Origin of the sequence: Arthrobacter sp. 260 (assembly GCF_013116745.1) — a bacterium.
In the GTDB taxonomy this organism is placed as follows: Bacteria; Actinomycetota; Actinomycetes; order Actinomycetales; family Micrococcaceae; genus Arthrobacter_D.
The window spans coordinates 1-24,722 of sequence record NZ_JABFOE010000011.1; the positions used below are offsets into that span (position 1 = coordinate 1).

Sequence of the window (24,722 nt, forward strand, 5' to 3'; positions counted from 1 at the left end):
CCCCTCCACCGACGACGTAAACGCCGCCACCGGAGCACCATTAGCCACCGGCGGAGTGGAGACCGTCACGGTTTCAGCCACGGTATGGGTTCCACCGTCGTTGTCGGTGACCGTCAGGGTAACCTCGTACGTTCCTTCGGCAGCATAGGTGTGGCTGGAAACTGCGACATCGGAGGTGATCCCGTCGCCGAAGTCCCAGGCGTAGCTGACGACGGTGCCGTCGGTGTCTGACGAGCCTGTGCCGTCGACATTCACGGTGAGCCCGTTGGTGTCCTGCTCGAAGGAAGCTACCGGGAGGACGTTGGCAGGAGCCTCGACCACAACCTCCTCAGTGACCGTGTCGGTGGCACCATCGTCATCAGTGACGGTGAGGGTGACCTCGTAGCTGCCAGCCTCCGCGTAGCTGTGGCTTGTGGTGCTACCGGAGCCGACTTGGTCGTCTCCAAAGTCCCAAGTGTAGGAGTCGATGGTGCCGTCCGGGTCCGCGGACCCGGTGGCATCGAAGGCCACCTCGAGCGCTTCAGCAGTTGCGTCGAAAGCGGCGGTCGGTGCAAGGTTTGCCGCTTCGCCGGTGGTGCCCAGTTGGTAGTGCTGGGTTACGGTGGCGGCACTGATAGCAGAGGAGTAGACAGCTGCCTCATCAATGGTTCCGGCGAAGTACCTGGGTGTTCCGCCCACCGCATCGCCGCCGAGGCGCCAGTAGCCCCGGTGGTTGGAGGACCCGGTCTGGGGATCAGAACCTACTTCTGCACCGTCAACGTAGAGTCGCATCCCGTCCGCCCCTTGGGTGGCAACCAGATGGTGCCACTGACCGTCGTTGTAGGTGCCGGTTGTGGTGACGGCCGTGGGCGTTCCCGGGTTGACCGCGAAGGTCAACCGGCCATCGGTCTCCATCATCACGTGGCGATCGTTCCGGGCCGATGTCCCGGAACGGGATTCCCCGAAACCGACCAGCTGTCCGCCGGCCTCGGTGGTGGTGTTGAACCACAGCTCAGTTGAATACTCGGTGGGATTGGTGATGCGGGTAGCCCCGGCAGTGCCTGCGTTGACCCCGTTGAACGTGGCACCCGTATCGGTCGACCCGTTGATCGCACCCGGGACGCCTCTGGTGACTGCGTTGTAGTAGGTGCCAGCCACACAGTTGGAGCTGGAATCGAGCGCGGAGTTGCCTGCGGACTCTCCAAGCCGCCAGTAGTTCAGCGGACCGGAGGCCTGTACCGCCTCGCCATACCCCGCCGCGCTGGTGTCGACGGGCTGTTCAGCCGCAACCACATGGTCGCGGATCTGCTCCTCGGTCAGTGCCCCGTCGTAGATCGCCACCTCATCGATGTCTCCGGTAAAGTTCTGGTTGCTTGGCCGGCAGGCCCAGCTGTTCAACCGGTCCCCGCCGATCCGCCAGTAGCCACCGATGTTCCGCCCGTTGGTGACATCGGTCCGCTGCCCCACCAGCTTGCCGTCGACGTAAAGTGCCATGCCCCCGTCGCCCAGTGTGGCGGCGAGGTGGTGCCACTGGCCGTCGTTGTAGCTGTTCAGGCTGTTGATCCCTACCCTGCTGTTCAGGGCTGGCTGCGCACCGAACCAGATCTTCCCTGCGTTGTCCATGTAAAGGTGCCGGTCGGCATCCACCGATGTGGCAGTCATCGCCTCCCCGAATCCGAGGATCCGCCCACCAGTCGTCGTCGTGGTCCTGATCCAGGTTTCGACGGTGAAGTCGTTGGGGTTCATCTCCCGGGTGGGGTTGGTTGCCGATCCCAGGGTGGTGCCGTTGAGGGAAGCGCCCGTGTTGGTATCCCCGGTGATTGCCCCTGCCGTGCCGAGGGTCATCCCCGACCTGATGTTCAGGTCGTCTGCGCCGACGGAGTCGAACCCGGTGGGGCCCGACGGCTCGCCGAGGCGCCAGTGGTTCCGGGCGCCGTCGCCGTCCACAGTGTCAGCGTAGGCGCTCTCGGCCGGTGGGCTCTCCGGAACGGTGTAGGTGACGGTGTCTCCGCGAACTTCGTTGCCGAACGGATCGGTGGCGAATATCCGGTACCTGTACTCCTGTCCTGGAACCCGGTTGGTATCGACGAAAGTCATGCCGGGGCGGTCCCAGAAGGTCGATTCGAGACTGGTCGTATGGATCGGCACTCCGTTGCGGAGCACCTGGTAGGTCAGGTTCTTGTTGTCCTGGTCCCAGTTGGCCTGCCAGCGTACCCTGACCGAACCGGCCTCCAGGGATGTCACCGTGGGCATGAAGTTTGCACCGGAGATCCGAGGGCCCCGGGCGTTGGGAGCAATCTCGTTGACCGCGAATCGGGTCAGTCCCTGTTGAGGCTGGTTGTTCACCACTGGAAATTCGCCGCCCATGACAACGTAGTCGTCGTTCCCGGACACCGACCACGGACCCTGGTTCTGCCCGGTGAAGTCGCCAGCGTTGAGGTAGGGGAACCAGTTCTGCAGTTCAGGCCGTGGATTGCCCTCGAAGTTGGTGTAGGTGAACGGTTCCTTGGTGATAACCCCGGTTGCTTCTTTGGAGAAGGCGAGCGCCCGCCAGTATTCCCAGTTGGTTTCCTGGGGGAAGCCCCCCATGTTGCCGCAGTAGTGGGCGTGGCTGGCTACGTACACCAGGTCGCCGATGGGATAGATGGAGTACGAGTCCCCGTGGCAGTCGGCGATCCAGTTGGTGGAGAGGTCGGACCATTTCACCGAAAACGCGCCCTCGAGCGTTTCGGTCCGCGCGAAGGTGTAGCCGGTGCCGTACACGTTTTCACCGTCGCTGCTCAGGCTGGTGATACTGCCTCGTTCCCCGGCATTCCGGACAACCTCGTTGACCGGGAGAGGGAGCAGCTCCCCGGTGATCCCGTCGAGTGCCCCCAGCCCGTAGCCCGGGCTGGAGGACCCGTTCAGGGTGGGGAACATCCCCCCGACCATCACCTTGGACCCGTCGGCGGTTGCCGCGATTGAGTCCACCCGTCCGCCTTCGGCGACGGGAGCCCACGGGAGGAGAGCGCCGTTGGTGGCGTTGATGGCGGCAAGCCGGCCACGGGTCGCTGTACCGACGGACCCGAACAGACCACCCGCGTAGACGGTGTTTCCGGCTACGGCAAGCGCCCGGACGGTGCCGCCTACCTGGGGGAGGAAATTGAGGTCCAGCGCTCCGGTCACTGGGTTCAATGCCACCAGCCGCCAGACGGTTGCCCCGTTGTGGCTGGTGAATGACCCGCCCACGTAGATGCGGGAGCCGTCGGGCGATGCCGCGATAGCGAATGCCGGACCGTTGAGGACAGGGTTGAAGGATTGGATCAACTCACCGGTGCGAATGTCGTAGGCGAGGATATTGCGCCTGGGCGTCTCGTTGACGCCTTCAGGAGCACCATAGGGGCGGGCGTTGTTGAACTCCCCCGCGACGTAGACGGTGTTGCCGACAACCACCTGGCTCCACGCGACCCCGTCCATCTGCACCGTCGGCAGTGCATCCGCGGTGACCGTGGTGGGCGTCGCCGGGTTGGTCGGGTCGAGGGGTGCGCTGTCGGCGAGCGCAGGCGGCGCCCCCACGATGGCCATCGACACCGCTACCGCAAGGGTGCACAGCAACGCGACCAGCTTGCGTATCGGGAGCGTGGCACTCCGGGTGCTGGTCGCGTGAGTGGTCTGTGCAGTGCCCCTGTTGCGCTGTGCACGGCGCGGGTGATGTTCGTTCACACTAACCTTCTTCCCCTGGTGCCGCCCCGACAAACGCAGCAATTGGTGAGGACGCCTCCACGTTGAGAAGAATCCGTATTTGGTCCCGCTGGTCGGCGGGGATTGAAAAGACGAGCGTCGTCGACACGGAAGCCCCCGCGTCGACGGATGCGGGAAACTCGGTTGCACCTGATCCCGTGAGCTGAACAGCAGGCAGACTCTCCGGGCCGTACTCGACGTTCACCACTGAGTTGCTGAGCGAGACTGCCTCATCGGAGGTGTTCTCCACCGTGACCACAAACCTCAGAGCCGGTCCAGCAATCTCGCCGATCCCGAAGGCCTCGGCCTCGATGGCCTCCATCGCGCTGACGGCCGCGGTAAGACCGGCAGTGACGACTGCTGGCTCTCCGAGAGCGACCGGCTCCGACACAGGTTGTTCGACGGTTGCTAGTTCGGCGTCGCTCTGCCCCGGCTCCCCGGAAACCCCTTCCCCGGTGGGCGTGCTTCCACTCCCGGGTGTCGCCCCGGATTCGGCAGGTGCAGCCGTTGCCGTCTCACCGGGCGCTCCGGCCGGAGGACCCTCCGATTCAGTCTCGGAGGTCCCCCCGGTAGGACCGGTTTGCGTTGGACTGCCGGAGTCGTCGGGACGCTCAGCAGCAACCGACGCGGGAGCCGTGGGAGTGCTCCCGGCGTCGACCATGTTCGGAGACTGGCTGGAGATCAGGTACCCGATTCCCAGAGCCAACGCGAGGGAACAGACCAGTACGCCAGCCACCACGGTGCGGGTTGTGCTGCGCGGGCCGTCCTCCTCAGGGGAGTCAACGTCGAGTGGATTGTTCACTACACCGGCCCTATTGCGCGCTCGTGTTGCGGACGAGGAGGTTCGCGAAGCGTGCGACGATCGGCGTATTGGTGGAGGACCCCGACACGTAGGTCATCAGCCCGACGCCCCCGGGGAACTGCAGCTGGGCAGTCGAGTCGGACCCGGTGACCTGCCAGGCAGCTGGTTCCGTAGTGCCCACCTTCCACACCTTGGCGCTGAGGGTGGTGGGTGAGGTTCCGGTGACCGAGAACTTGATGGTCAGCTGATCGCCCACCGCGTAGGTCAGGCCACTGATCGTCCGGTTCTGCAGGCTGGTGCTGGTCGTTCCGACCACCCGCAGTAGCTCCAGTCCAACAGCCCCGTTTGCGGCGACCTTGACCTTCGCCCGGTAGTCCCCCGCGGTGCCCACCCGCCGTCCGGTCAGAGTGAGGAAGGCACCGCCCCCATTTGCCACCTTGTCCAGGGAAACATCGACGGTGCTTTCAGCGGTCGTCGAGGACACCCCTGCCAGGTTGGCGAACGGGCCCGCCCCGGCACTGTTCATCCGGATGCTGGCTGCGCCGCTGGCGACGGAGAAGAGGGACGCCGACCCGTTTAAGGTCCAGGCCCCACCCACATCGGCCGTGCCCAGGCCCGCACTGACGGTCCGGTTGAAGGTGTCGGCGGCGAGGACCCCGGCCGCGGGCGCAACCGCAGTGATGCTCCGCGTGGTGCTGTGCGTGGCACCGAGATTGTCCGTCACCGTCAGCCGCACGGTGTAGGCGCCACCCGCGGCATAGGTGTGCGTCGCGTTGACGCCTGTCCCCGTGCCCCCGTCTCCGAAGTCCCAGGCGTAGGCGGCTATCGATCCGTCGGAATCCGTTGAACCGGAACCATTCACTGCAACGTTCAGCCCGGTCACCGTCGCAGTGAACGCAGCTGCCGGCGCCACATTGGGAGGAGGTTGGGTAACTGTAACGTCCCTGGTGGTGCTGTGGGTTGCCCCGTCGTCGTCGGTGACGGTCAGGCGCACCGGGTAGGTTCCGGCGGCAGCGTACGAGTGCGTTGCGTTCGCTCCGCTTCCCGTCCCTCCGTCACCGAAATCCCAGGCGTAGGAGGCGACCGTGCCGTCCGAATCAGTGGAACCTGCTCCGTTGACGGCCACTGTCAGCCCGGTCGCGGAGGAGGTAAACGCCGCGGTGGGAGGAGCGTTCAGCAGTACCCCGGTGGTGGCCGAGTCATGGTGGGTTTTCACCGCCTCTGCGCTCAGGGCCGTAGGGTAAATGGCAACCTCGTCGATGGCTCCCTGGAAGTAGCGGCTGGAGGGCCGGGACGGCCAGTTCGTGAGGTTGTCTCCGCCGATCCGCCAGTACCCGTCGAAGGACTGACCGGTGGTGGTGTCGGTCCTGCCAGCTACCCTGACCCCGTCCACATAGAGCTGCATCCCGCCAGCGCCCAGCGTCGCAACCACGTGGTGCCAGGCGCCGTCGTTGTAGGACGCCGTGCTGTTGACTGTGCGTCGCGACCCCTTGGGAGCAGCCCCGAAGTGGATCCGTCCCAGGTTGTCCATGTAGACGTGCCGATCGGTGTTGTCCGACAGGGTGTTCAGAGCGTTGCCGAACCCGATGATCTTGCCACCGGCGGTGGTCGTCGTCTTGATCCAGGCTTCGACGCTGAACGTATTGGGACGCTTGACCCTGGTCGGATCGCTGAGGACGCCGGCGGTGGTCCCATTGAGGGTCACTGCGGTGTTTCCGGTTTCGCTGAGCGCGCCGGCGGTGCCGAAGGCAACTCCGGACAGTGCGGCGAGGTCGTCAGCACCCGTCGAGTCAAAGCCTGTGGGCCCTGCGGGTTCATTGAGCCGCCAGGTATTGGTGGGCCCATCCCGCTTGACGGTCTGGTGGTAGGCGCTCGCTGCGGGGGTTTCGCTGGCCGCGGTGACGGTCACCGTGTCGGAGCGAACCTCATTGCCGGCCGGATCAAGGGCGAAGATCCGGTAGCCGTACTGGCGGCCGGGAACGAGCCCAGTGTCGGTGAACGTCATGCCGGGACGTTCCCAGAAGGTCGATTCGCGCTGGGTGGTGTGGATCGTGGCAGAGTCCCGGCGGACAAGATAGGTCAGGTTCTTGTTGTCCTGATCCCAGTTCGCCTGCCAGCGCACCCTGACCACTCCACGGGCGGGCGAGGTGACCGTGGGGTTGAAATTCAATCCGGTGACCCGCGGCCCGCGCTTGTTAGGTGCAATTTCCTTGACGGCGAAGCGGACGAGGCCCTGCTGCGCTGTGCCGTTCACCGAAGGGAATTCGCCGCCGTAGGTCAGGTACTGGGAGTTTCCTGCGACGGACCAGGGTCCCTGGTTCTGTCCGGTGTAGGTACCATCCAGAAGCGAAGGGAACCAGTTCAGCAGCGAGGGGGACGGATTCCCTTCAAAATTGGTGTAGCCGTGCGGCTCGTCGGTCACGGTCCCGGTCGCGGCCTTGCTGAAGGCCAGTGCCCGGTTGAACTGCCAGGGTGCTTCCTGGGGGAACCCCCCAATGTTGCCGCAGTAGTGGGCGTGCCCGGCCGAGTAGATAACGTTGCCCTGTGCGTGGACCGAATAGGTGTCGCCGTGGCAGTCCTGGAGCCATTCGGTGGAGAAATCCGACCACTTGACGGAGAAGATCCCTTCGAGGGTGCTTGACCGGCCGAAGGTGTAACCCGAGCCGTACACGTTGGTGGAGTCGGAGGACAGGCTCGTGATGGAGCCGGAGGTGCTCCCGTTCCTTACGATGTTGTTGATCGGGAACGGCAGGGACTGGCCAGTGACGGCATCCACCGCGCCGAGGCCATACCCGGGACGGTTCGAACCGTTAAGGGTGGTGAATGCCCCGCCAACCACGATCTTGGTCTTGTCAGGCGACAGCGCAAGCCCGTTGACCTGCCCGCCGACTGCGGCAGGGGCCCAATCCAGCAGTGCGCCGTCGCTGGCCCTGAAGGCCGCCAGCCGTGATTTGGGCACCGATCCGACGCCGGTGAACAGTCCACCGAGGTAGACGGTGTCGTTGGTGGCCACAATGGCCCGCACCGAGGCGTCCATCTTGGGGAGGAAGTTTGTCAGTAGTCGGCCGGTGGTGGGGTCCAACGCCGCCACGCGCCACACGGTGGCCCCGTTGACAGCGGTGAAGGATCCACCGACGTAGATCCGTGACCCGTCGGGGGACGCGGCGATCGCGGTGGCCTGACCGTTGAGGCTTGGCGCGAAGGAGCTGATCAACGCGCCCGTGCGGATATCGTAGGCCAGGATGTTGTTGCGCGGCACCGTATTGACGCCGGGCGCTGAGCCGGCTGGCCGCGCGGTAGTGAAGCTGCCGGCAACATAGACGGTGTTCCCGACGACGGCCTGCTGCCAGACCACGCCGTCAATCTGCACGGTTGGCAGGGCATCTGCCGTTACGGTGGTGGGGCTCGCGGGGTTGGTGGGGTCGAGGGGTGCGCTGTCCGCAGCCGCGGGTGCCACCCCTACGATGGCCATCGAGACAGTGACCGCCAGGCTGCAGAGGAGTGCGGTGAGCTTGCGTGCCAGGGGTGAGACACCCTGAGCGCTACCCACCGAAGTGATTCGTAACGAGTCCGCGTTCCGCTGCGAGCGGTGCGGCTGATGTGCTTTCACAACTAACCTTCTTTGACTGGCGCTGCACCAACAAATGCAGCGATGGGTGAGGACGCCTCAACGTTGAGAAGAATCCGAATGCTGTCCCGCTCGTCAGCGGGGATGGAAAAGACAAGGGTGGTCGCTGCGGATTCGCCCGCGTCGACGGTTGCCGGGAACTCGGTGGCACCGGATCCGGTCAGCTGGACCGCTGGCAGGCTGTCCGGGCCATACTCGACGTTCACCACTGAGTTGCCCAGCGATACCGCCTCGTCGGTGGTGTTCTCCACGGTGATGACGAACCGCAGGGCAGGTCCGGCGATCTCGCCGATCCCGAAGGCTTCGGCGTCGATGGGCTCCATCGAGCTCACGGTCGCCGTAAGTCCGTTGGCGACGTCAGACGACTCCTCGAGGGTCACCGGTTCGGACACCGGTTGTTCGATGGCGGCAAGTTCGGCGTCGGTGGTATCGGGCTCTTCGGCCTCGGCGGGATCGACGTCGGCTGGTGCTGCTGGCTCGTCAGTCGGTTCTGCCCCGCCGTTCGCTGGTGCGGTCTCCTTGGCCGGCTCTGCCCCGCCGGCCGCTGGTGCAGTCGATGACGCGTCGGTGGGTGGTGGAGCAGTCGGCCCCTCTGGCGCGGGGTCAGTGGGTGACGCTGTGCTGTCGGCAGGGGATGAGAGGGCCGGGGTGGGAGTTCCCTCTGCGACGGGAGTCGCAGCCTGGCTGGACACCAGGTAGCCGATGCCCAGGGCGAGCACCAATCCACCGGTCAATACCCCAGCGATCACCTTTCGTCCGGCGCTGCGGGGAGCAGCCTCCTCCGGTGTACGCGCGTCCATCGGATCCTCCACTGCGCCTGGATCCTTCACTGCGCTGCGCTCCCGGCAGCGTGGGCATGGCGTGCCCTGCTGGGTGCGTCACGGCGGTCACGGGCTGATGCGTCGAGCCTGCCCATGTCCCTGAACCATTTGATCGACGCCAGGACCAGGTGGCCGAGGTTGGCGACAAACACCACCGTGTAGAGGGCCATAAAGAGCGGCGGCGCCCCGAGCAGGACGAAGGTGAGGCACAGGAACCCATAATCGGTGGGAATCAGCAGTAGAGACTTGAGCCGGGATCCCGACCCTTTCGCGGGGACCGCCCCGGTCTTGAGGGAGTGGATTTCCTTGAGGTGATCGTTGAGGATCATGGAGAAGAAGGCCACCGCCGCGACCACGCAGAAGCCCAACGGAACCAGCAGCCAGAGCGGAGTGGACAGTTCAAACCCTCGGTAGGCGCCGATCAGCACCGCCAGGTGGATACTGGACAGTTTCGCGCTGTCCACTACATGGTCGAGCCATTCGCCGGAGAGCGATCCGCCGCCGCGAAGGCGTGCGACCTGTCCGTCTGCCGCGTCGAAGGCGTACCCCACAGCCAGGCACAGCCAGACAGCGATCCCAAGCCCCCACGAGAGGTTCCCGAAGGCGATCATTCCGATCCCGGTGAAGGTGAATGCGGCGCTGATGACGCTGACGGCGTTGGGCGTCAGACCGGCACGGTGGCACGCGGCCGCAAGATACCTCCCGGCCCGGCGGTTGATGTACACCGAGTAGGGCGGAGCACCGGGTGCGGCGACCTTTTGGGCTGCGGCGAGGGAGAGCACTGTGTCGCGGTAGGTCCCGCCGGTGGGTCGGGATTGGGTAAGTGCCTGGCTCATGTCGCCACCACCTTCGGGGCCGTGATGATGCTCGTGGAGTCGGAGGTGCGACGGCGTCCGCCGAGGCGGCGTGCCGGGGTTTTGGCCAGCGAGTAGCAGAGCATCTCGTAGCGTTCGGCGACGTCGTCCCAGTCGTACCGTTCGGCCGCTCGCCGTGCGAGCCGGCCACGCCGTTCACAGTCCGCTGGGTCGCGTTCGGCGGAGTTGACGAGGCGTGTCACGTCGTCGCTGTCGGCGAAATACTGGCCAGCCTCTCCCAGCACTTCCGAATTGAAGTCCACTTCGAAGGCGTTGGTGGCCGCTCCCGCTCCGATGGCACGGAGCAGCGAGGGGTTGGTACCGCCCACCGAGTGCCCATGCCAGTACACCAGGGCGTTGGCGTATAGCTGGTCGAGGAGTTCCTGGTCCCACACTCCCCCGAGAAACTGCACCCGCTGATCCGCCAGCGAGTGGACCTTCCGGATGTAGGTGTCCGCGTAGGGTGCGGTGCCCACCACCACGAGGGGCAGCTCGGCGTGACTCTTCCGGTAGCCATCGACAATGAGGTGGACGTGGTTCTCTGGTTCGAACCTCGCCACGACCAGGTGGTATTTGCCGGGCTCCAGGCCCAGCTCCTGCACCTTATCGCTGGCGGGGTTGTCAATCAGCGGTGCGCCGTAGGCGATGTACTCGGTGGGTGCGTTGAACCGCTCCCGGTAGTAGTCCTTGATGCCGATGGCATCGGCGATCAACGCGTCGGACCATTTGACGGCGAGCGCTTCCACGGCGCGGTAGTAGCGTTTCCCCGCAGTGCCCCATTTGGCACGCTTCCATTCCAGACCGTCCACGTGGGTGGCGACGGGGATGCCCGCAGCGCGGATCACCGGTAGCCAGGGCGCGTTGGCCGCGTTGAAGACGATCGCGACGTCGGTGCGGTGCCGGAACAGGTGGCCCACCGACAATCCGGTGTGGCTCAGGGTTTCCAGCGAGCGCTTGCGCAGGGAGGGAAGGTGGACGAGGCGCATCCCGAGGTGCTCCCGCACCTCAGCGTCCTCCGGTGTCACCGGCCGGCAGTACACAGTGACATCGTGGCCCATCGCCGCGAGGCGACTGCCTACCTCTTCGATGCAGGTTTCGAACCCGCCGTAGCGTGCGGGTACCCCCCGGGTGCCGACCAGCGCAATGCGCAGCGGCGTTATTCGCTGCGAGCCCAGCGGATTGTTAAGTGATTTCAGCATTAGTTGGTCCCATTCAACAGTGGATATTCGTGGTGTTCACGGTTCAGGTTCAGGTTCTCCAGAGCCCGGCGGAGGGCGGTGCTGGAGGTGTGGACGGTGTACGGGAAGTAGACGACCGAGACGTTCCGCTCGGCGAACTCCTGCTCGAGCCTCCGTGCCCTCTCGGTTCCCCGCCAGTCGTCACCCTTGAAGAAGATGTTGAACCTGAGCTGCTCCCAGACGGCCATTTTGTCCGGCACTGTTTCGGCGCAGACCCGGTCCACCAGGCCAATGTTTTCGACAATTTCCATCCGCTCCGCAAGGGGGATCACTGGCCGGCGTCCCTTCGTGACCTCCAGGATGTCGTCAGAGACCACCCCCGCGATGAGGAAGTCACAGCGCGACTTCGCCTGCCGCAGGATGTTCAGATGTCCTACATGGAAGAGGTCGAAGGCTCCTGCCGCGTACCCGATGCGGATACCCTGCACCTGCTCGTTGCCTGTTGAGTCGTAGGACATCAGTACGCTCCTGTCGGTTTGACCAGAACTTTGAAGGTCCGCCACATGATCATCAGATCCCCGGTGACCGACCAGTTCTCGACGTAGTACAGGTCGAGGCGAACGCTCTCGTCCCAGCCCAGATCCGAGCGGCCGCTGATTTGCCAGAGACCCGTGAGACCGGGCTTGATGAATAACCGGCGGTGGGTATGTCCGGCATATCCGGAAACCTCGCTGGGGAGCGGTGGCCGGGGTCCGACCAGTGCCATGTCCCCACGAAGAACGTTGAAGAGCTGCGGGAGTTCGTCGATCGAGTACCTGCGGATCCACCGGCCCACCCGGGTGACCCGGGGATCGTCACGCATTTTGAACAGAACCCCGTTTCCCTCGTCTAGTGCCTTGAGCCCTGACAGGTCAGCTTCAGCGGTCGTGACCATCGACCTGAACTTGTACATGGGGAACTCGGCGGATCCTCGGCCGACCCGGTGCTGCCTGAAGATCACCGGGCCTTGGCTGTCGCGCTTGATCAGCAGCGCCACCACAGCGAAGACGGGGGCCAGTGCAATGAGGGCTGCCAGGGAGACGACCACGTCCATCACCCGTTTGACGACGTGCCGTCCTCCGGCAAACTGCGGCATCTCCACGTGCATCAGGGGCAGGCCCTCTACCGGACGCATCTGGATCCGGGGACCGGCAACGTTGGTGAGAGTGGATGCCAAGACCAGTTCGGTTGCGGTGCGTTCCAGCCGCCAGCCGAGTTCACGGATGTATTTGCTTCCCTTGTGGAGGTGGCCGGCGACGATCACGGCATCGGCCCCGGTGTCGGCGACCGATTTTTCCACCCGGCTCAGCCCGTAGACCACCGGGATTTGCCGCTCGCCCGCCTGGATGACCTGCGACCGGTCCTTGCCTTCCAGGACGGTCCCGACGACGTCGTACACGGCCCCGGTCTTCTTCGCCAGCTGACCGACCACGTACTGGACGTCGTCGTGCCGTCCCACCACGATCACCTTGGACAGGAACAATCCGAACTGTCGCTGGTGCATGAGCCAGTTACGCCAGATCCACCGGCTCCCCAGCAGGCCTACCAGGCCGGCGGGCAGGGTGATGATCAGGAAGTTGCGGAAGTCGTGGGCGCCGAACAGCACCACGGCGACTGCCATCCAGCTGAAAGTGGCCGCGCTCGCTTGGACAATCCGCTTGTACTCGGAAACGCCCACCCCGATCAGCCGCGGGTCACGGGTCCTGAACATTGACAGCATGACCAGCCACCCGAGGCCCACCGCAACGGCAAACGTCACTGTTTCGGCGGTGGCCGCACCGCTGACCATGCTTTTCAGGATCCAGTCAGTGCTGATGAACACCGCAGTGAGGATGACCAGGGTGTCGGTGACCCGCAGGGACATCTGGTAGCGCTGACGCCAGGGAACTCCGGAGACGGCTGCCGCGCGGACCCGGGGACGTCGCGTAAGCGCTGGGAACGGGAACTTGAGGGTCTGTTCCTGAGTCTGATACATGTCACGCTGCTGTCCGGCGGCCTGCGCTGAGGCGCAGGCCGCCTTTCGTGGAAGGAGCCGACGACGGCTGGGGACGAGCCTTGGTCTCGGAAGGCTCCGACGTCGCCGGCTCCGCTTTGGGGGGACGCAAACCAGGGTGCTGGACAGGTACGGTCCGGCATGCTCCCCGCTGCATCCAGGACGGAATCAGATGACCTGTTTCGGCCACAGTTCCGCCAGTAGGTAGTAGGTGAAAACGTGTAACCCCAGAAAACCGGCGGATTGCACCGCAAGATGAGTTGTTCAACATATCGAGACCCGCTTCATAAATGCCCAAGTACTGCAATGCCCAAGTACTGCCTTCGGGGGCAAGCCTATGAATGCGTCCGGGACCGGGCACGAGTGGTAGCTACTCGACTTAGCGCAGGTAGTACTACTCGTGCTGGCGCCCCTGCCGCGGGTAGTACTCGCTGGGTGGACGTCTGCTACGCGCGAGTCCCGCGGTAGTCCGGGGGCGGATGGTGAACCGCGGTCGCTGCGGTCAGGGGCGAAGGCGGGAGCCAGCGAGCCGTGCAGCCAGGATTCATCGGCGGTACGGCGGGGACTACTTAAGTACTCTAGGACGGGTTGAGATCCTGCAGGTCTTCGCGCCGGCTGATGCCGAGTTTCGCGAAGATCCGGTACAGATGCCCCTCAACGGTGCGGACCGATACCCCGTGCTGCTCCGCAATGTCGCGGTTGGAGTGGCCGCGGGAGGCGAGGGTGACGATGTCCTGTTCCCGCTGGGTCAGCTTGGTGGCTGACTGGGCCTCCGAGAACTGGTGCCCGTGCAGTCCCTCCAGCTTCTCCACTACCGCGTTCAGGGCGGGCTGCAGTGCCCGGGAGCGCTGGGTCTGGCCCTGCGCTGACAACAGATTGATCGCGGTACCCAGGCATTCGGCGGCAATCAGGAAGTAGTCGGCGTCCCGCGCCTGCTGGGCCGCGGCTTCCAGCCGGGTGGGGTCCTTGGCCAGCATCCCGGCGGCCATCGCGTTGACCACTGCGCCATCGGCCCCATCGAAGGTGGCGGTGATTCGGTGCAGGGCGGTGAGCGAGGCGGAGTCGCCCAGGCGGACGGCCAGTTCGAAGGCTGATGCGGCGAGGGTGGTCATGCCGACGGACTCAGCGTCCTCGCCGATTCCCCGGAGTTCGGTGATCGCCGCCGAGGCGCCCACCAGGTGCGCGTTCGCTCCCACGGAGTGGATCTTTCCCTGCAGCCGGGCCTGCAGCGATCCGTAGGCAGGTAGGGCCGCAAACTCTTTCGAGTAGCGCTGGGCCCCAGCGGTATCCCCCGCCATGGCGCAGGCGTAGGCCGCCATCCCGGTGGACATGGTCAGCAGCTGGGCAATGTCTGATTCGCGGAATCCCTCGACAGCCAGCATCAAGCGTTTCCGGGCGGTCCGCATTCGGCCCTGGCGCAGGGCAATGATGCCTTCAAAGTATTCAAGGATCCCACCGAAGTACACCATCCCGCCGTCGGCGGCCTGCGAGTAGGCGGCCAGGAGCGAGCCGATCGCCTTCCACTGCCCGCCGCGGATAAGTGACATCCCGTGCCGGGTGATCACGAACTCCTGGTGGCGCAGGAACCGGTGGCCACTCGCTGCGATGATGTTCAGCGCCTCGGCAGTGGCTGCGGCACCTGCCAGTGGTCGGCCGGTCGACCCCAGCGCCTCGCCGAGCAGCGCCAGGGCAGCCAGGCGGGTTTCTTCGGTGCCTTCAGGGTTGTCCCTGATGGCGACCAGTTGGGTCTCCGCCTCAAGGTAGCGCCCCTCCAGGTTGAGCACGAAACAGGAGAGGATCTGACTCCCCATCCGGGAGAGCCTGATCGAGGGGCTGGACGAGCCGTTCCGAAGCTGTTCGATGCGGTCCACCGTCTGCTCCCACCGGTGGACGTCCTGCCGAATCTCCTGGGCATTCCCCCCTCCCCGCATTCGCAGGTCGATGGACAGGAGGGTGGCCTCCTTCGCGATCCGCAGGCTCCCACAGTTGAGGAGGGCCTCGTCGACCAATTCCCGTGCGTAGGCGAAATCGCCGCGCGTCATCCGGGCATGCGCAATTTCAACCAGGGCACGGGACTTCAGCTCAGGTGCCTGGACCACCCGCGCCGCACGGAGCGCGAAGGTCGGGTCGTAGAGCCGGTTGGCCACGATTGCGGCTTTCAGCAACGTGGCGTCGTCGAGCACCGCACCGCAGTCGAGTCCCCAGGACACCCAGCGGAGGAACCCTTCAATCGACTCGGCCTGGTCCTCGATCAGTTTGAGGAGGCGGCGGCGGATGGCGATGCTCCGCCCGATCGGTACCTGCGCACGGATGACCTCCCCGTAGAGCGGGTGTCCTAGCGCAACCCGGGCCTCGGGCCCAGCAGTGAGGGAGAGCAGCTGGTCATCGATCAGGGTATCGACGGCGAGGGGGTCACAGCTTTCGCGAAGGACACTTAGCGCTACCGGCTCCGCGAGCGCCACGGTTTCCAGTACCTCAAGTTCCGGCCCCGAGCGGCCACGAAGTTGTCCCTGGATCAGGTCCGTCAGCCGCAGGTCGATCCCTGGGCGCTCACCGGAAAGGCGCCACACCCCGTTCCGCTTGAGAAGGTACCTGGACCGTGCGTCAGAGTGGAGCAGGGCCAGGAGGAACATCGGGTTGCCCTCGGAGGTCTTGCTGAGGACGGCGCTCACGCTGGAGAGAACCTCGTCCCCCAGCTCCCTGACACACAGTTCATGGATCTGCTGGCGGTTCAGCGGGGTGAGGTCGTACCGGTCCAGCATCCCGTCGTGGGACAGCGCCAGGAACTCCGAGGGTGGGCCGGGGGTGGGCCGGGCGAGCACCAGGGCCCGCGCCCGTCTGGTGGCGATGAGCTGCGCAAGGAGGACGCTGGTGCTGTCGTCGAGGTCGTGGGCGTCGTCCACGATGAACAGGGGAACCGTGCCACCAGTCCCCTGTTGTCCCAGATGCCTGGTCAAAGCGCGGTAGATGGCGATGGGCGATCCGGCGTCGGCGACCGACAGCTCAGTCAGGTAGGGGGCAAGCGCGCCGAACGGCACCTTCCGCAGGGACGGCTGGGCGCCAATCTGCACCACCGTCACGTCTTCGCCCAGCCCCTCGGCAACCGTTCGGGCCAGGGCGGTCTTCCCGAGCCCGGGATCGCCCACCACGATGGCGCCGAACTGGTGGGGCTCGGAGAGTCTTGACAGGATTTCCCGGACCAGTAATTGCCTGCCGACCAAATCGGTGGAGGGCGGGGGGACGCCACCCACGGGTTCAGGACTATTCAAGGATCATCTTCAGTTGGCTGCGGTTGGAGACCCCCAACTTCGCGTACACCTGATACATATGCCCTTCGACTGTCCTGATGGACAGCGTGAGCATGTCTGCGATGTCGCGGTTGCTCGATCCATCGGCAACCAACCGGGCGATGCTCCGTTCCCGTTCGGTGAGCTTGTCAAGGACGCGCTGGCGCAACTCCCCGCTTCCGCGTCCCACCGTACGCAGGATGCCGCTCGCCGCGACGGCGGCCCGTTTCTCCCCCTCGCCGGGGCTGTCAGCCGACAGCCTCTGCACCAGGTTGGCCGCGTCCGCGGCCAGGCGCTGATTGCCGACGTCGGCGGCCAGTTTCGCCGCCTTGAGGATCTGGGCGGTGTCGCCCGAGGCAACTCCCTTGCCGTAGAGGGCACAGATCTCGGCGAAGGCCCCCTGGCCATCCATTCCGCTCGTCGCAAGCCGCTCACCGACGTCGGTCATCCCCAGTTGCACGGCCTGGCAGAGGAAGAACAGCTCGTGCCCGAAGTTTCCTGCCGCGCGATCCTCATCGGCAAGCAAGAGCATCTCCTCGGCAGCCTCCCTCCGGTCCCGCGTGGCGGTCGACGCCAGGACGGCGAAGTACCGGGTGGCCCGCGCGGTGTGCCAGTCGTACCGGCGGATAGCCAGGTCCACCTTCTCGAGGTGGGCCATCGACAGCTGCGCGTCCCCGGTGAGGGTGTAGGCGTAGGCGGTGGCGGCTTCGGCCAGGCTCAGGAACTCCTGCCGATCGCGGATCCGCAGTTGGCTCAGGGCAGGGAGCAGCTTGGTCAGCGCGTCGGTTCCGCGCCCCGCGTAGGCGTAGAGGCAACCCTCCGCCAGTTCAAGGGAGGTGCCATCGAAGATTCCAGCCAGTGCTCCCTCCTGATGGTCGTTGATCATCGCCAGGCACCGCTCCCACTGGCCGGAAATCAGCATGACCGAGAACAGCCGCACCTGGGCCGACTCGGCGAGTAGGGGATCCTCGGTGGAGTCTGCCAACCGGGACACGACCAACCGGCTGAGCTGAACCGCGTCGTCCTGACGTCCCGTCATGCTGAGGGCTTCGGCCAACCAGCCGCAGAGCTGGTGACGGACGGCGGGGTCCATTGAGTCGCCCTGTTTCAGAAGGTCGTCGATGGGTTCGATCATGGCGGCATACCGACCGTTGTGGGCACTGAGCTCCGCGTCGAGCAGGTCAGTCTCTGCGAGCAGGCCAGCGAGACCCTCATGACCCGACTGTCCTTCCCGGACCAGTCGTTCGCGGATCTCCTCCAGAAGGACATCCGCCTCGGCGAACCTCACGTGGTCCCGGCTGAGCAGCCTGCACTTGAGTACCTGCATGAACACCCAGTCGTGAACGTTCGGGTCCTGGGGCCCCGCTGAGATGAACTCGTCGAGGATCTGCAGGGCGCGGTTGGTGTCGCCCTGGATGCCGTAGGCGCGGGCTTCCTCGGTTACTTCGGGGGCGCCCACCTCCTCTGGCGGAACCGCGGCCAGGAACCTGAGTGCGCCCTCGGTGTCGAAGTAGCGGTTGGCGAGCTGCGCTGCCTCGATCGCCAGGACAGGATCAATCTCCATTGAACTATCCAGGCACCAGGCCGCATAGTTCATCCGGCTCAGCGCCGGCATGGGTAGTTTGAGGGATGCGGCGGCCAGCTGCTGGACGAGTTCCCGGCTCCGGCCCACGGGTACCTGGCGTCGAATCACCTCGCCGATCAGTCCGGTGGCTACGCGCACCATGGGTTGCTGTGTCAGTTCAATCTCGAAGATCCCGGTTTCCATCAGCGCGTCCACTTCGTCCCCGCCGGCGAAATCCGAGAGCAGCTCCATCGGCATCGCACCCACGATTGAGACGATCTCGGCGGTTCGCCGCTGGTCTTGCGACAACCGGGAGAGCCGGGTGGCGATTCGCTCGGTGATGATGCGGCCGGGATCGGGTGCTTTTCGTGGACCCGCGACCCAGATTCCATCCTGGCTGGTGATATATCCGGACTCCACCTGTTCCCGGCCGATGGCTTGCAGGAATAACGGGTTGCCTCCGCTGGCGTGCCAGGTGTCGAGCACGACGGACCGGGAGACAGGTCCTTTGAGGCCGAGGGTCAGTAACTGGGCGGTGTCGGCCAGCGAGAGCGGCTCGATATCCACCCGGCGGATGAGTTCATCTTTCCAGAGGTCACTGAACTCGTCGGGGGCTGCATGGAGGGTCTGGCAGACGAGCAGCACCTTCACTGCCCCACTCCTGACCAGATGGGCGATCGCCATCGCCGAGGCGCTGTCGAGATCCTCGATGTTGTCGGCAAGGATGAGTGTCCGTTTGCCGCCGGACCGCCCGGCGAAGAGGTCCTGCAGGCTGCGCAGCAGGATGAGCGGATTGTCGACTGCCTCATCATCGAGTTCACTCAGGACGAAGTTCAGTGCGCCGTAAGGCATGTCGGCGGTGAGGGCGCTTCCTCTGATGTACAGCAGTTCAAAGTGGGCTTCGACGTCGCGGGCTATGCGCTGGGCCAGGACAGTTTTGCCGATCCCCGCCTGGCCGGTCAGGATAGCGCCGTGGCAGTCTTGAGCAACCACGGCATCCCGCAGTGTCGTTAGCTCACTATCCCGGCCAACCAGTGGCCAAAGTCCTTGCACACCAAACATAGCGCCCCACTACATGGTGCAGGTCGGCACGGCGAGTCGTCCCAGCCCGACGGTTCCGAGGAAGGGGAAACCATGTCCCGCTTCCAGTTTAAACGAAAGTTGCAGAGTCCGCCTCAGCTTCTTACGTACTAGGGGATAACCATACGCTGGATCGCCGATTAAGGCACGGGAAGTGACGAAAAAATGTGAGCGGACTCACGGGACCCCGCCTCGGCATCGAGTGAGGGTACTACCCATGGTGGGGCCGACGGCGGGCTGGGGATCAGCCCGGTCTCAGAAGGCTGGCCGCCGCCGGCCCGACCATGGGTTCCGCCGGTGAGGGCGGAGTGGGTCACCCCGGAGCACATGGCCCGGGCGACACAGTCAGACTACGGTCGAAAAATGCCCTCCACACGCGTAGTCGCTACTCGTCTTCTTCCCCGTGGCTACTTCACTTGGCGCCCGGTCTACGCAGCTACGGGTCACCGCGGGAGCCCGTCTCCAGCAGCCCGACGACCAGGTCATCCCGGCCACCGATGCCAAGTTTGAGGTAGATCCGGTACAGGTGCCCCTCAACTGTCCGTCGGGAAACGGTGAAATGGGTGGCTATTTCCTGGGAGGACGCACCCTCCGCCGCGAGCCTGGCGATCTCCTGTTCCCTGCGGGTCAGGGCAACCCGGGTCAGCGCTTGATCGGTAATGGCGCGGGTTCTGACCCTTCCCAGCTCAGGGATCAGCCCGCGCAGCTGCTGCAGAACCGTACGCTGTGCCCTTTCTTCCCCCCGACGTCCGTAGCCTGCGGCGCCCCGCGCCAGGCACTCGGCCGCCAGCAGATGTCTGCCGGAGGCCAGCGCTCGCTCCCCCGCCGCCACCAACTGGGCTGGGTCGGTCGAATCTGCCACCCGAGCAATAATGCGGATGGTGTCGGAGTTGGAGGCACCCAACTCGTTCGCCAGCTCCTGAAGTCGGCCGGCACTGACCGGACCCTCCAGCAGGAAGAGCAGTTCAAGGATCTCCGCCTCGGCATACACCAGTCCCCGCACCTGGGCATCAACTGCTGCCGCCTCGATCGCCGCCACGTGCTGGGTCATCACTGCCGGCCACGACTGGGCAGCAGAAATGTAGGCTTCAGCTACCAGGCGCTGCGGCGGGAACCCCCGGTAGGGGAGAGCCCGGAAGTCCTGCAGATACCCCAGAGCACGCTCATCGTGCCCTACCAGCCGGCTGGCGAAGGCTGCGGTTCCCAGAGCCAGGGGGAGAAGCATCTCCGGGTCGTGGCGTCGGAGTTCCTCGATCCCGGCTGCCAACAGGTCGCAGCTGGCGTCGATGCGCCCGCATCTGAAGTCCATCACGCCCTGCAACGTCATCAGGTTGCCGCCGAAGTGCTGCAGCGCCGGCGGCGCTGACTCGTCAAACGATTCCCGCAGTCGTGCAAACCCTGGCTCATCCATGGCCTGCACCAGCAGCACCCCGCGGCGGGTGACAGCCGTGCGGTAGTGCCGGGCGAGGTCCTTGCCCTCCCCCGTGGTCTGGACCGCCGCGAGGGTCAGATCGTTGGCCTCAGCGGTTTTCCCCGTCGCCCCCAGCGCTTCTCCCAACAGCATCCGGGAGACCAGACCGACGGAGGTTGAGGGCACAGAGTCACTGACGACGTCGCGCAGACCCTTGATGGCGATGTCGTACTCGCCTCCCAGACAGTGCGCTACGTGCCTCAGGATGACCGCACCCCACTCGACCGGCGGCCCAGGAATGGATGGGGCGTCCGCCCGGTTCGGGGCGGCGTTCAAGCACTGTCCCCTCGTCGCCCAGCGGTCAGCAATGGCGAGGAGGTCCTGCGCGTTGCCCCCTTGCTGCAGGGTGATCTGGGCTTCCGTGACGGCGGCGACCGCCAGGGTACCCAGATCTGCTGCCTCATCGATGAGTCCGCGAATCTCGGCGGCGGCCGCATCGGTGTCGGCCAGGTCCAGGAAACTTCGTGCCGATTCCACCCGGGCCGCGGTGGCGAATTCCGGCGCGGTGACTGCTGCCGAAAATCGTTGCGCTTGGCGGGGGGCGAACCCGTTGTTGGCTTGCTGGGCAGCTGCCAGCAGTTCCTGGTCGGGTATGCCATACCCGAGGTCCATTGCCCAGCCCACTGAGGTACTGGCTCCTGCGGCGGCCAGCACCTCACGTCCATGCGAGGATCCCCGGAGGGTTCTGAGGATCTCGACCCGCCTGCCGGGAGGGACGAGGTGCCGGATCACTTCCCCATACACCCGGGGTTCAACTGTGACACGGCTCCTGCGGCTGCCGTGCCCTCCCGAATAGGCCAGGAGATTCACCGCAAGCCCCTGTTCCATGGCTGCGGCGTCCAGCAGGTGCCGCGCCGCAGTGGTCGGGATACCCCCCAGCAGGGCAACCATCTCTATGGCCCCGCGGGTAGCGGGCGAGCAGCCAAGAAGCAGCGCTTTGACTCGCCCCACCAGTTCATCTCCGGCGGATTTTGGGGCGGCGACCAACAGCCACACTCCATTGCGCTCGACGAGTGAGCCCGTGGAGCGCAGGTGGGAGATCAGCGCCCTGATAATGGATGGATTCCCCTGGGACCAGTCGGTGAGGAATGACGTTGCATTGGAGCTGACAATCCCGCCCAGCTCACTCCGGGAGAGCACTCCGACCTGTTCGCGGCTCAACGCCGCAAGTTCACACCGCGTCAGCAGTCCGTCCCGGCAAAGCGAGTAGAGTTCCTCGGGCGCGTTCCCCAGCGACCGGGTGAGGACCAGGAGCCGAATCTCCCGTGCCAGCGCGAGCTGGCCCAGCAGGTGGCTGCTTTCCTGATCCAGGTGGTGGGCGCTGTGCACGGTCACCAGTACGGGGAGTCCAGCTTCGGAGGATACGGAGTTCAGGGCAGCCCTGATCAGCCTCAGTACTGCCAGCCGGGACTCGAGATCGGCCGGAACCGAATCCAGCAGAAGGGGCGCCAGCGCTCCATAGGGGACCCGGCTCAGCGAGGAGTCCGCGTGGACAGCCATAGGCACGACCGCGCCTTCCAGCCTCGTCAGGACCTGAGCCGCCACCGTTGACTTGCCGATGCCAGCGGGGCCACACACCCAGGCTCCATTGACGAGCGGGTCCAGGATGCTGGCTGTGATCAGGTCTATGTCGGCGGACCGGCCGACCAGCCCTCCCGCCCCGAGTTGAACGTTCACCGTCTGAACGCGTTACTGAGATTCACCTTCGCCAGGAGCTCAGCCCTGGTCCGGACGTGAAGTTTCGTGTACACGCGGTGCAGGTGCCCTTCGACGGTTCGGACACTGACATCCATGGCGAGTGCCAGCTCCCGGTTGGTCCTGCCGTCGACCACGGCGGTGACCACCTCGACCTCGCGACGGGTAAGGGAGGCAAGCTGCCGGCGTGCCCCGAGAGCAGTGCCGGACACACCGACGACGCCGCGAACGCGGTCCGCGACGTAGGCAATGGTCGACCGCTCCCCGGACTGGGCAGCGAGTTGCACTGCCGAAGCGGCCGCGTCACGGGCGAAAGCCTGGTCGCCTAGGTTCTGCGCCAGGTCCATTGCCTGCAACACCAGTTCGGCGTCCTCCGCGTCCACGCCCTTCGCGTAAAGCTGGCTCAGGGCGGCGAACCGACCCTGGCAGGATGCACTGAGTTTGAGAATTGACTGGGCCACACCGGTATCGCCCTGCCTCATCGCACCACACAGGGTCATCAGCTCCCATGAGCTGTTGCCCAGTGCCGCGTCTTCTCTGCTGAGTTCCCGGAGCTCGAAGGCTGACCGGTCAGCGGATGCCGTGCCTGCCAGGGCCAGCGCTGCGAAGTGTTTGGTCAGGCGTCGCACCGTCCAGGATGCTGTGCGTGACGGCAGGCTCGCGATCGCCAGGTAGTCGGTCGCCTGCGCCGGGTTATCCGCAGCGGTTACGAAGGCCAGTGCCGCGGCGGCGAGGGGCGCGGCACCCGCGGGGTCGTGCACCTGCAGTTGACGCAGTGCCGGATTCAGGAGCGGCTCAGCCTCAGCGGGGCGCCCGGCGGCAGCATAGATCAGTCCTTCGGCGAGCTCCTCATGGGTTCCGGTGCCGGGGCCCAGGTTCAGCAGGTGGTGGGCCGACACCTCCAGCAGGCCTGTCAGGTTGCCCGACACCGCCTCGAGGGTGGCCAGCGTGATGGCGATCCGGGACGGCAGCGACGGTTGACCGGCGACGTTGGGGTGCAGCGCACCGGCGGCTTCCTTCGCATCGTCCACCCGGCCAGTGAACGCCAGCGCCTCGCACAACCAGGCGGCAGCCAGACGGCGGTGGTCAGGATCGAGCGCAGCCGGAACGAACTCTGGTGACCTCAGCTCGGTGACGACATCGCGGAACCGTCCCTCGGTTGCGGCCCGGCGGGCACGCTCGAGAATACTCGCCGCCCGCTGCTGTCGGGGGTCACCGACCGGTTGGCCCTCCTGTCCGGTGATTGACCCGCTTAGTGCCAGGTGGGGACTGAAGCCATCGATCTGGTTCGTCAGTCCAAGCACCGCGTCGCTGAGAAGAGGGGTTGCCACGGAGACGGTCGCCCACCGGTCGCTACCGATGGAAAGCATTCCCTGCTCCTGGAGATCATCCAGGTCCCCCAGGATGTCGGCGGGTACTGCGGCAAGCGGGGTTGTTCCTGCTGCGGCGAGGGTGCGGAGCAGCCTGCGCTGGGAGGGCCGGAGCATGACGATGCGGTCTGTGATCAGGGCAGTGGTGGCCTCGCTGGGCCGGACTGCGTGGGAGGTCAGGACCCACACGCCTTCCACACAGTTGAGCGCACCGGCAGCGACATAGTCGCGCACCAGCGCGCCAAGAAGCCGGGGGTTTCCCCCGCTGTGGGTGTGCAGTGCAAGCGACGACGCCCGGGACGCGGTGGCACCGAGGGCCGCGGCGAGGTACGCAGCGACCTCCTGCTGGGTCAGCGGCCCCAGGTCCACCCGCACCAGGGTGCCTTTCAGGCAGAGAGTCTGGAAAGAGAACGGAGCGGCTGTGAGGTCGCTGCAGGCTGCGACCAGGCGGATGCTCCCCGCCTGCACCAGCTGTCCCAGCACCGTGGTCGAGTCCTCATCGAGGTGGTGGGCATCGTCGACCACCACAATGACGGGTAATCCAAGCGCCTTGTCCTTGAGCACCCGGGTCAGGGCGCTGATGACCCGGACCGGGTGGCTGAGCACATCCTCCCCTGCCTCTGCCAGCAGGACTCGGAGTGCACCGTACGGTTCGCGGGCGTAACGACCAGTGCCCCGCAGGTGAATCAGGCAGGCGGTGGTGCGAAGGTGGTCGACCATCGACCTCAGGAGCGCTGTCTTGCCGCTTCCCGGTTCACCGGTCAGCAGGACCGATGACGGCGCTGGCCCCTCCAACAGCAGGTCCCTGAGTGTCTGGGGAAGGAGGGCGCGGGTCTGGTGCGAGGGCGACGTCGAATGGTGCGAGGGCGTCGTCGAACTGCTGACCCCCGTCCGCGGATTGAGGCCGGCCTGGTGCCACTCGATCCGGGCAGGCGGGTAGGCATGCGTGCTTGTGTCGTAACTCATTGAGAGACCTTTTCTTCGCGTTCCCAGCGTTGTGAAGTACTGATCACGGTAGAACCACCGCCCGGCGCCCGCATGAGTAGCGACTACCCGAGTTTTTCGCGCACACTACGCGTCGGCTACTTGGATCCGTGGGGTCCAGGTACTCGCCGATATCCGCTGCCTGCGTAGGCACCAAAAAAGGGACCGACGTTGGGATGGGGGTGGCCCAGTCTCAGAGGCCGCCCAACGTCGGCCCCCGTATTTGGGGCCGTGATGGCGCGAAGCGGTCCGGATCA

12 protein-coding genes are annotated in these 24,722 nt (G+C 65.5%); all 12 read right to left on the reverse strand.

The annotated features are described in order from the left end of the window. On the reverse strand, positions 1-3,681 hold a 3,681-nt coding region (locus tag HMI57_RS19565), incomplete at its 3' end, for a LamG-like jellyroll fold domain-containing protein (protein WP_171586410.1). 1 nt (position 3,682) lies between these two features. After that, entirely contained in the window at positions 3,683-4,501 is an 819-nt protein-coding gene (locus HMI57_RS12820) for a hypothetical protein (protein ID WP_171586411.1), read from the reverse strand. A gap of 10 nt (positions 4,502-4,511) precedes the next feature. Further along, complete coding sequence (locus HMI57_RS12825) at positions 4,512-8,111, reverse strand: PKD domain-containing protein (protein WP_346655206.1); 3,600 nt, start codon at positions 8,109-8,111, stop codon at positions 4,512-4,514. A gap of 2 nt (positions 8,112-8,113) precedes the next feature. Continuing rightward, complete coding sequence (locus HMI57_RS12830; RefSeq protein ID WP_171586412.1) at positions 8,114-8,929, reverse strand: hypothetical protein; 816 nt, start codon at positions 8,927-8,929, stop codon at positions 8,114-8,116. A gap of 26 nt (positions 8,930-8,955) precedes the next feature. Beyond that, entirely contained in the window at positions 8,956-9,786 is an 831-nt protein-coding gene (locus HMI57_RS12835) for a CDP-alcohol phosphatidyltransferase family protein (RefSeq protein ID WP_171586413.1), read from the reverse strand. After that, positions 9,783-11,003, reverse strand: a complete 1,221-nt coding sequence (locus HMI57_RS12840) for a DUF1972 domain-containing protein (RefSeq protein ID WP_171586414.1) — start codon at positions 11,001-11,003, stop codon at positions 9,783-9,785. Before HMI57_RS12840 ends, HMI57_RS12835 begins: the two co-directional genes overlap by 4 nt. Further along, positions 11,003-11,500 (reverse strand): adenylyltransferase/cytidyltransferase family protein, encoded by a 498-nt coding sequence (locus HMI57_RS12845; protein WP_171586415.1) that lies wholly within the window; start codon positions 11,498-11,500, stop codon positions 11,003-11,005. Before HMI57_RS12845 ends, HMI57_RS12840 begins: the two co-directional genes overlap by 1 nt. Continuing rightward, a complete protein-coding gene (locus HMI57_RS12850) occupies positions 11,500-12,996 on the reverse strand; it encodes a sugar transferase (RefSeq protein ID WP_171586416.1) in 1,497 nt (498 codons plus the stop codon). The genes HMI57_RS12845 and HMI57_RS12850 overlap by 1 nt, the downstream gene beginning before the upstream one ends. A 596-nt stretch (positions 12,997-13,592) precedes the next feature. After that, positions 13,593-16,283 carry a LuxR C-terminal-related transcriptional regulator gene (locus tag HMI57_RS12855; protein WP_171586417.1) on the reverse strand — a complete coding sequence of 897 codons (2,691 nt, stop codon included), beginning with the start codon at positions 16,281-16,283 and terminating at the stop codon, positions 13,593-13,595. Next, positions 16,276-18,927: a LuxR family transcriptional regulator gene (locus HMI57_RS12860; RefSeq protein ID WP_171586418.1), complete on the reverse strand. Its 2,652-nt coding sequence runs from the start codon at positions 18,925-18,927 to the stop codon at positions 16,276-16,278. Before HMI57_RS12860 ends, HMI57_RS12855 begins: the two co-directional genes overlap by 8 nt. Before the next feature lie 454 nt (positions 18,928-19,381). Continuing rightward, positions 19,382-22,093: a LuxR C-terminal-related transcriptional regulator gene (locus tag HMI57_RS19570; protein WP_171586419.1), complete on the reverse strand. Its 2,712-nt coding sequence runs from the start codon at positions 22,091-22,093 to the stop codon at positions 19,382-19,384. Continuing rightward, positions 22,090-24,447 (reverse strand): LuxR family transcriptional regulator, encoded by a 2,358-nt coding sequence (locus HMI57_RS12870; protein ID WP_171586420.1) that lies wholly within the window; start codon positions 24,445-24,447, stop codon positions 22,090-22,092. The genes HMI57_RS19570 and HMI57_RS12870 overlap by 4 nt, the downstream gene beginning before the upstream one ends. Positions 24,448-24,722 lie beyond the last annotated feature (275 nt).

Excerpts from the sequence above, each read along its gene's own strand:
- HMI57_RS12830 (WP_171586412.1), bottom strand. The coding sequence starts at position 8,929 with ATGGACGCGCGTACACCGGAGGAGGCTGCTCCCCGCAGCGCCGGACGA.
- HMI57_RS12835 (WP_171586413.1), bottom strand. The coding sequence starts at position 9,786 with ATGAGCCAGGCACTTACCCAATCCCGACCCACCGGCGGGACCTACCGC.
- HMI57_RS12840 (WP_171586414.1), bottom strand. The coding sequence starts at position 11,003 with ATGCTGAAATCACTTAACAATCCGCTGGGCTCGCAGCGAATAACGCCG.
- HMI57_RS12845 (WP_171586415.1), bottom strand. The coding sequence starts at position 11,500 with ATGTCCTACGACTCAACAGGCAACGAGCAGGTGCAGGGTATCCGCATC.
- HMI57_RS12850 (WP_171586416.1), bottom strand. The coding sequence starts at position 12,996 with ATGTATCAGACTCAGGAACAGACCCTCAAGTTCCCGTTCCCAGCGCTT.
- HMI57_RS12860 (WP_171586418.1), bottom strand. The coding sequence starts at position 18,927 with ATGTTTGGTGTGCAAGGACTTTGGCCACTGGTTGGCCGGGATAGTGAG.
- HMI57_RS12870 (WP_171586420.1), bottom strand. The coding sequence starts at position 24,447 with ATGAGTTACGACACAAGCACGCATGCCTACCCGCCTGCCCGGATCGAG.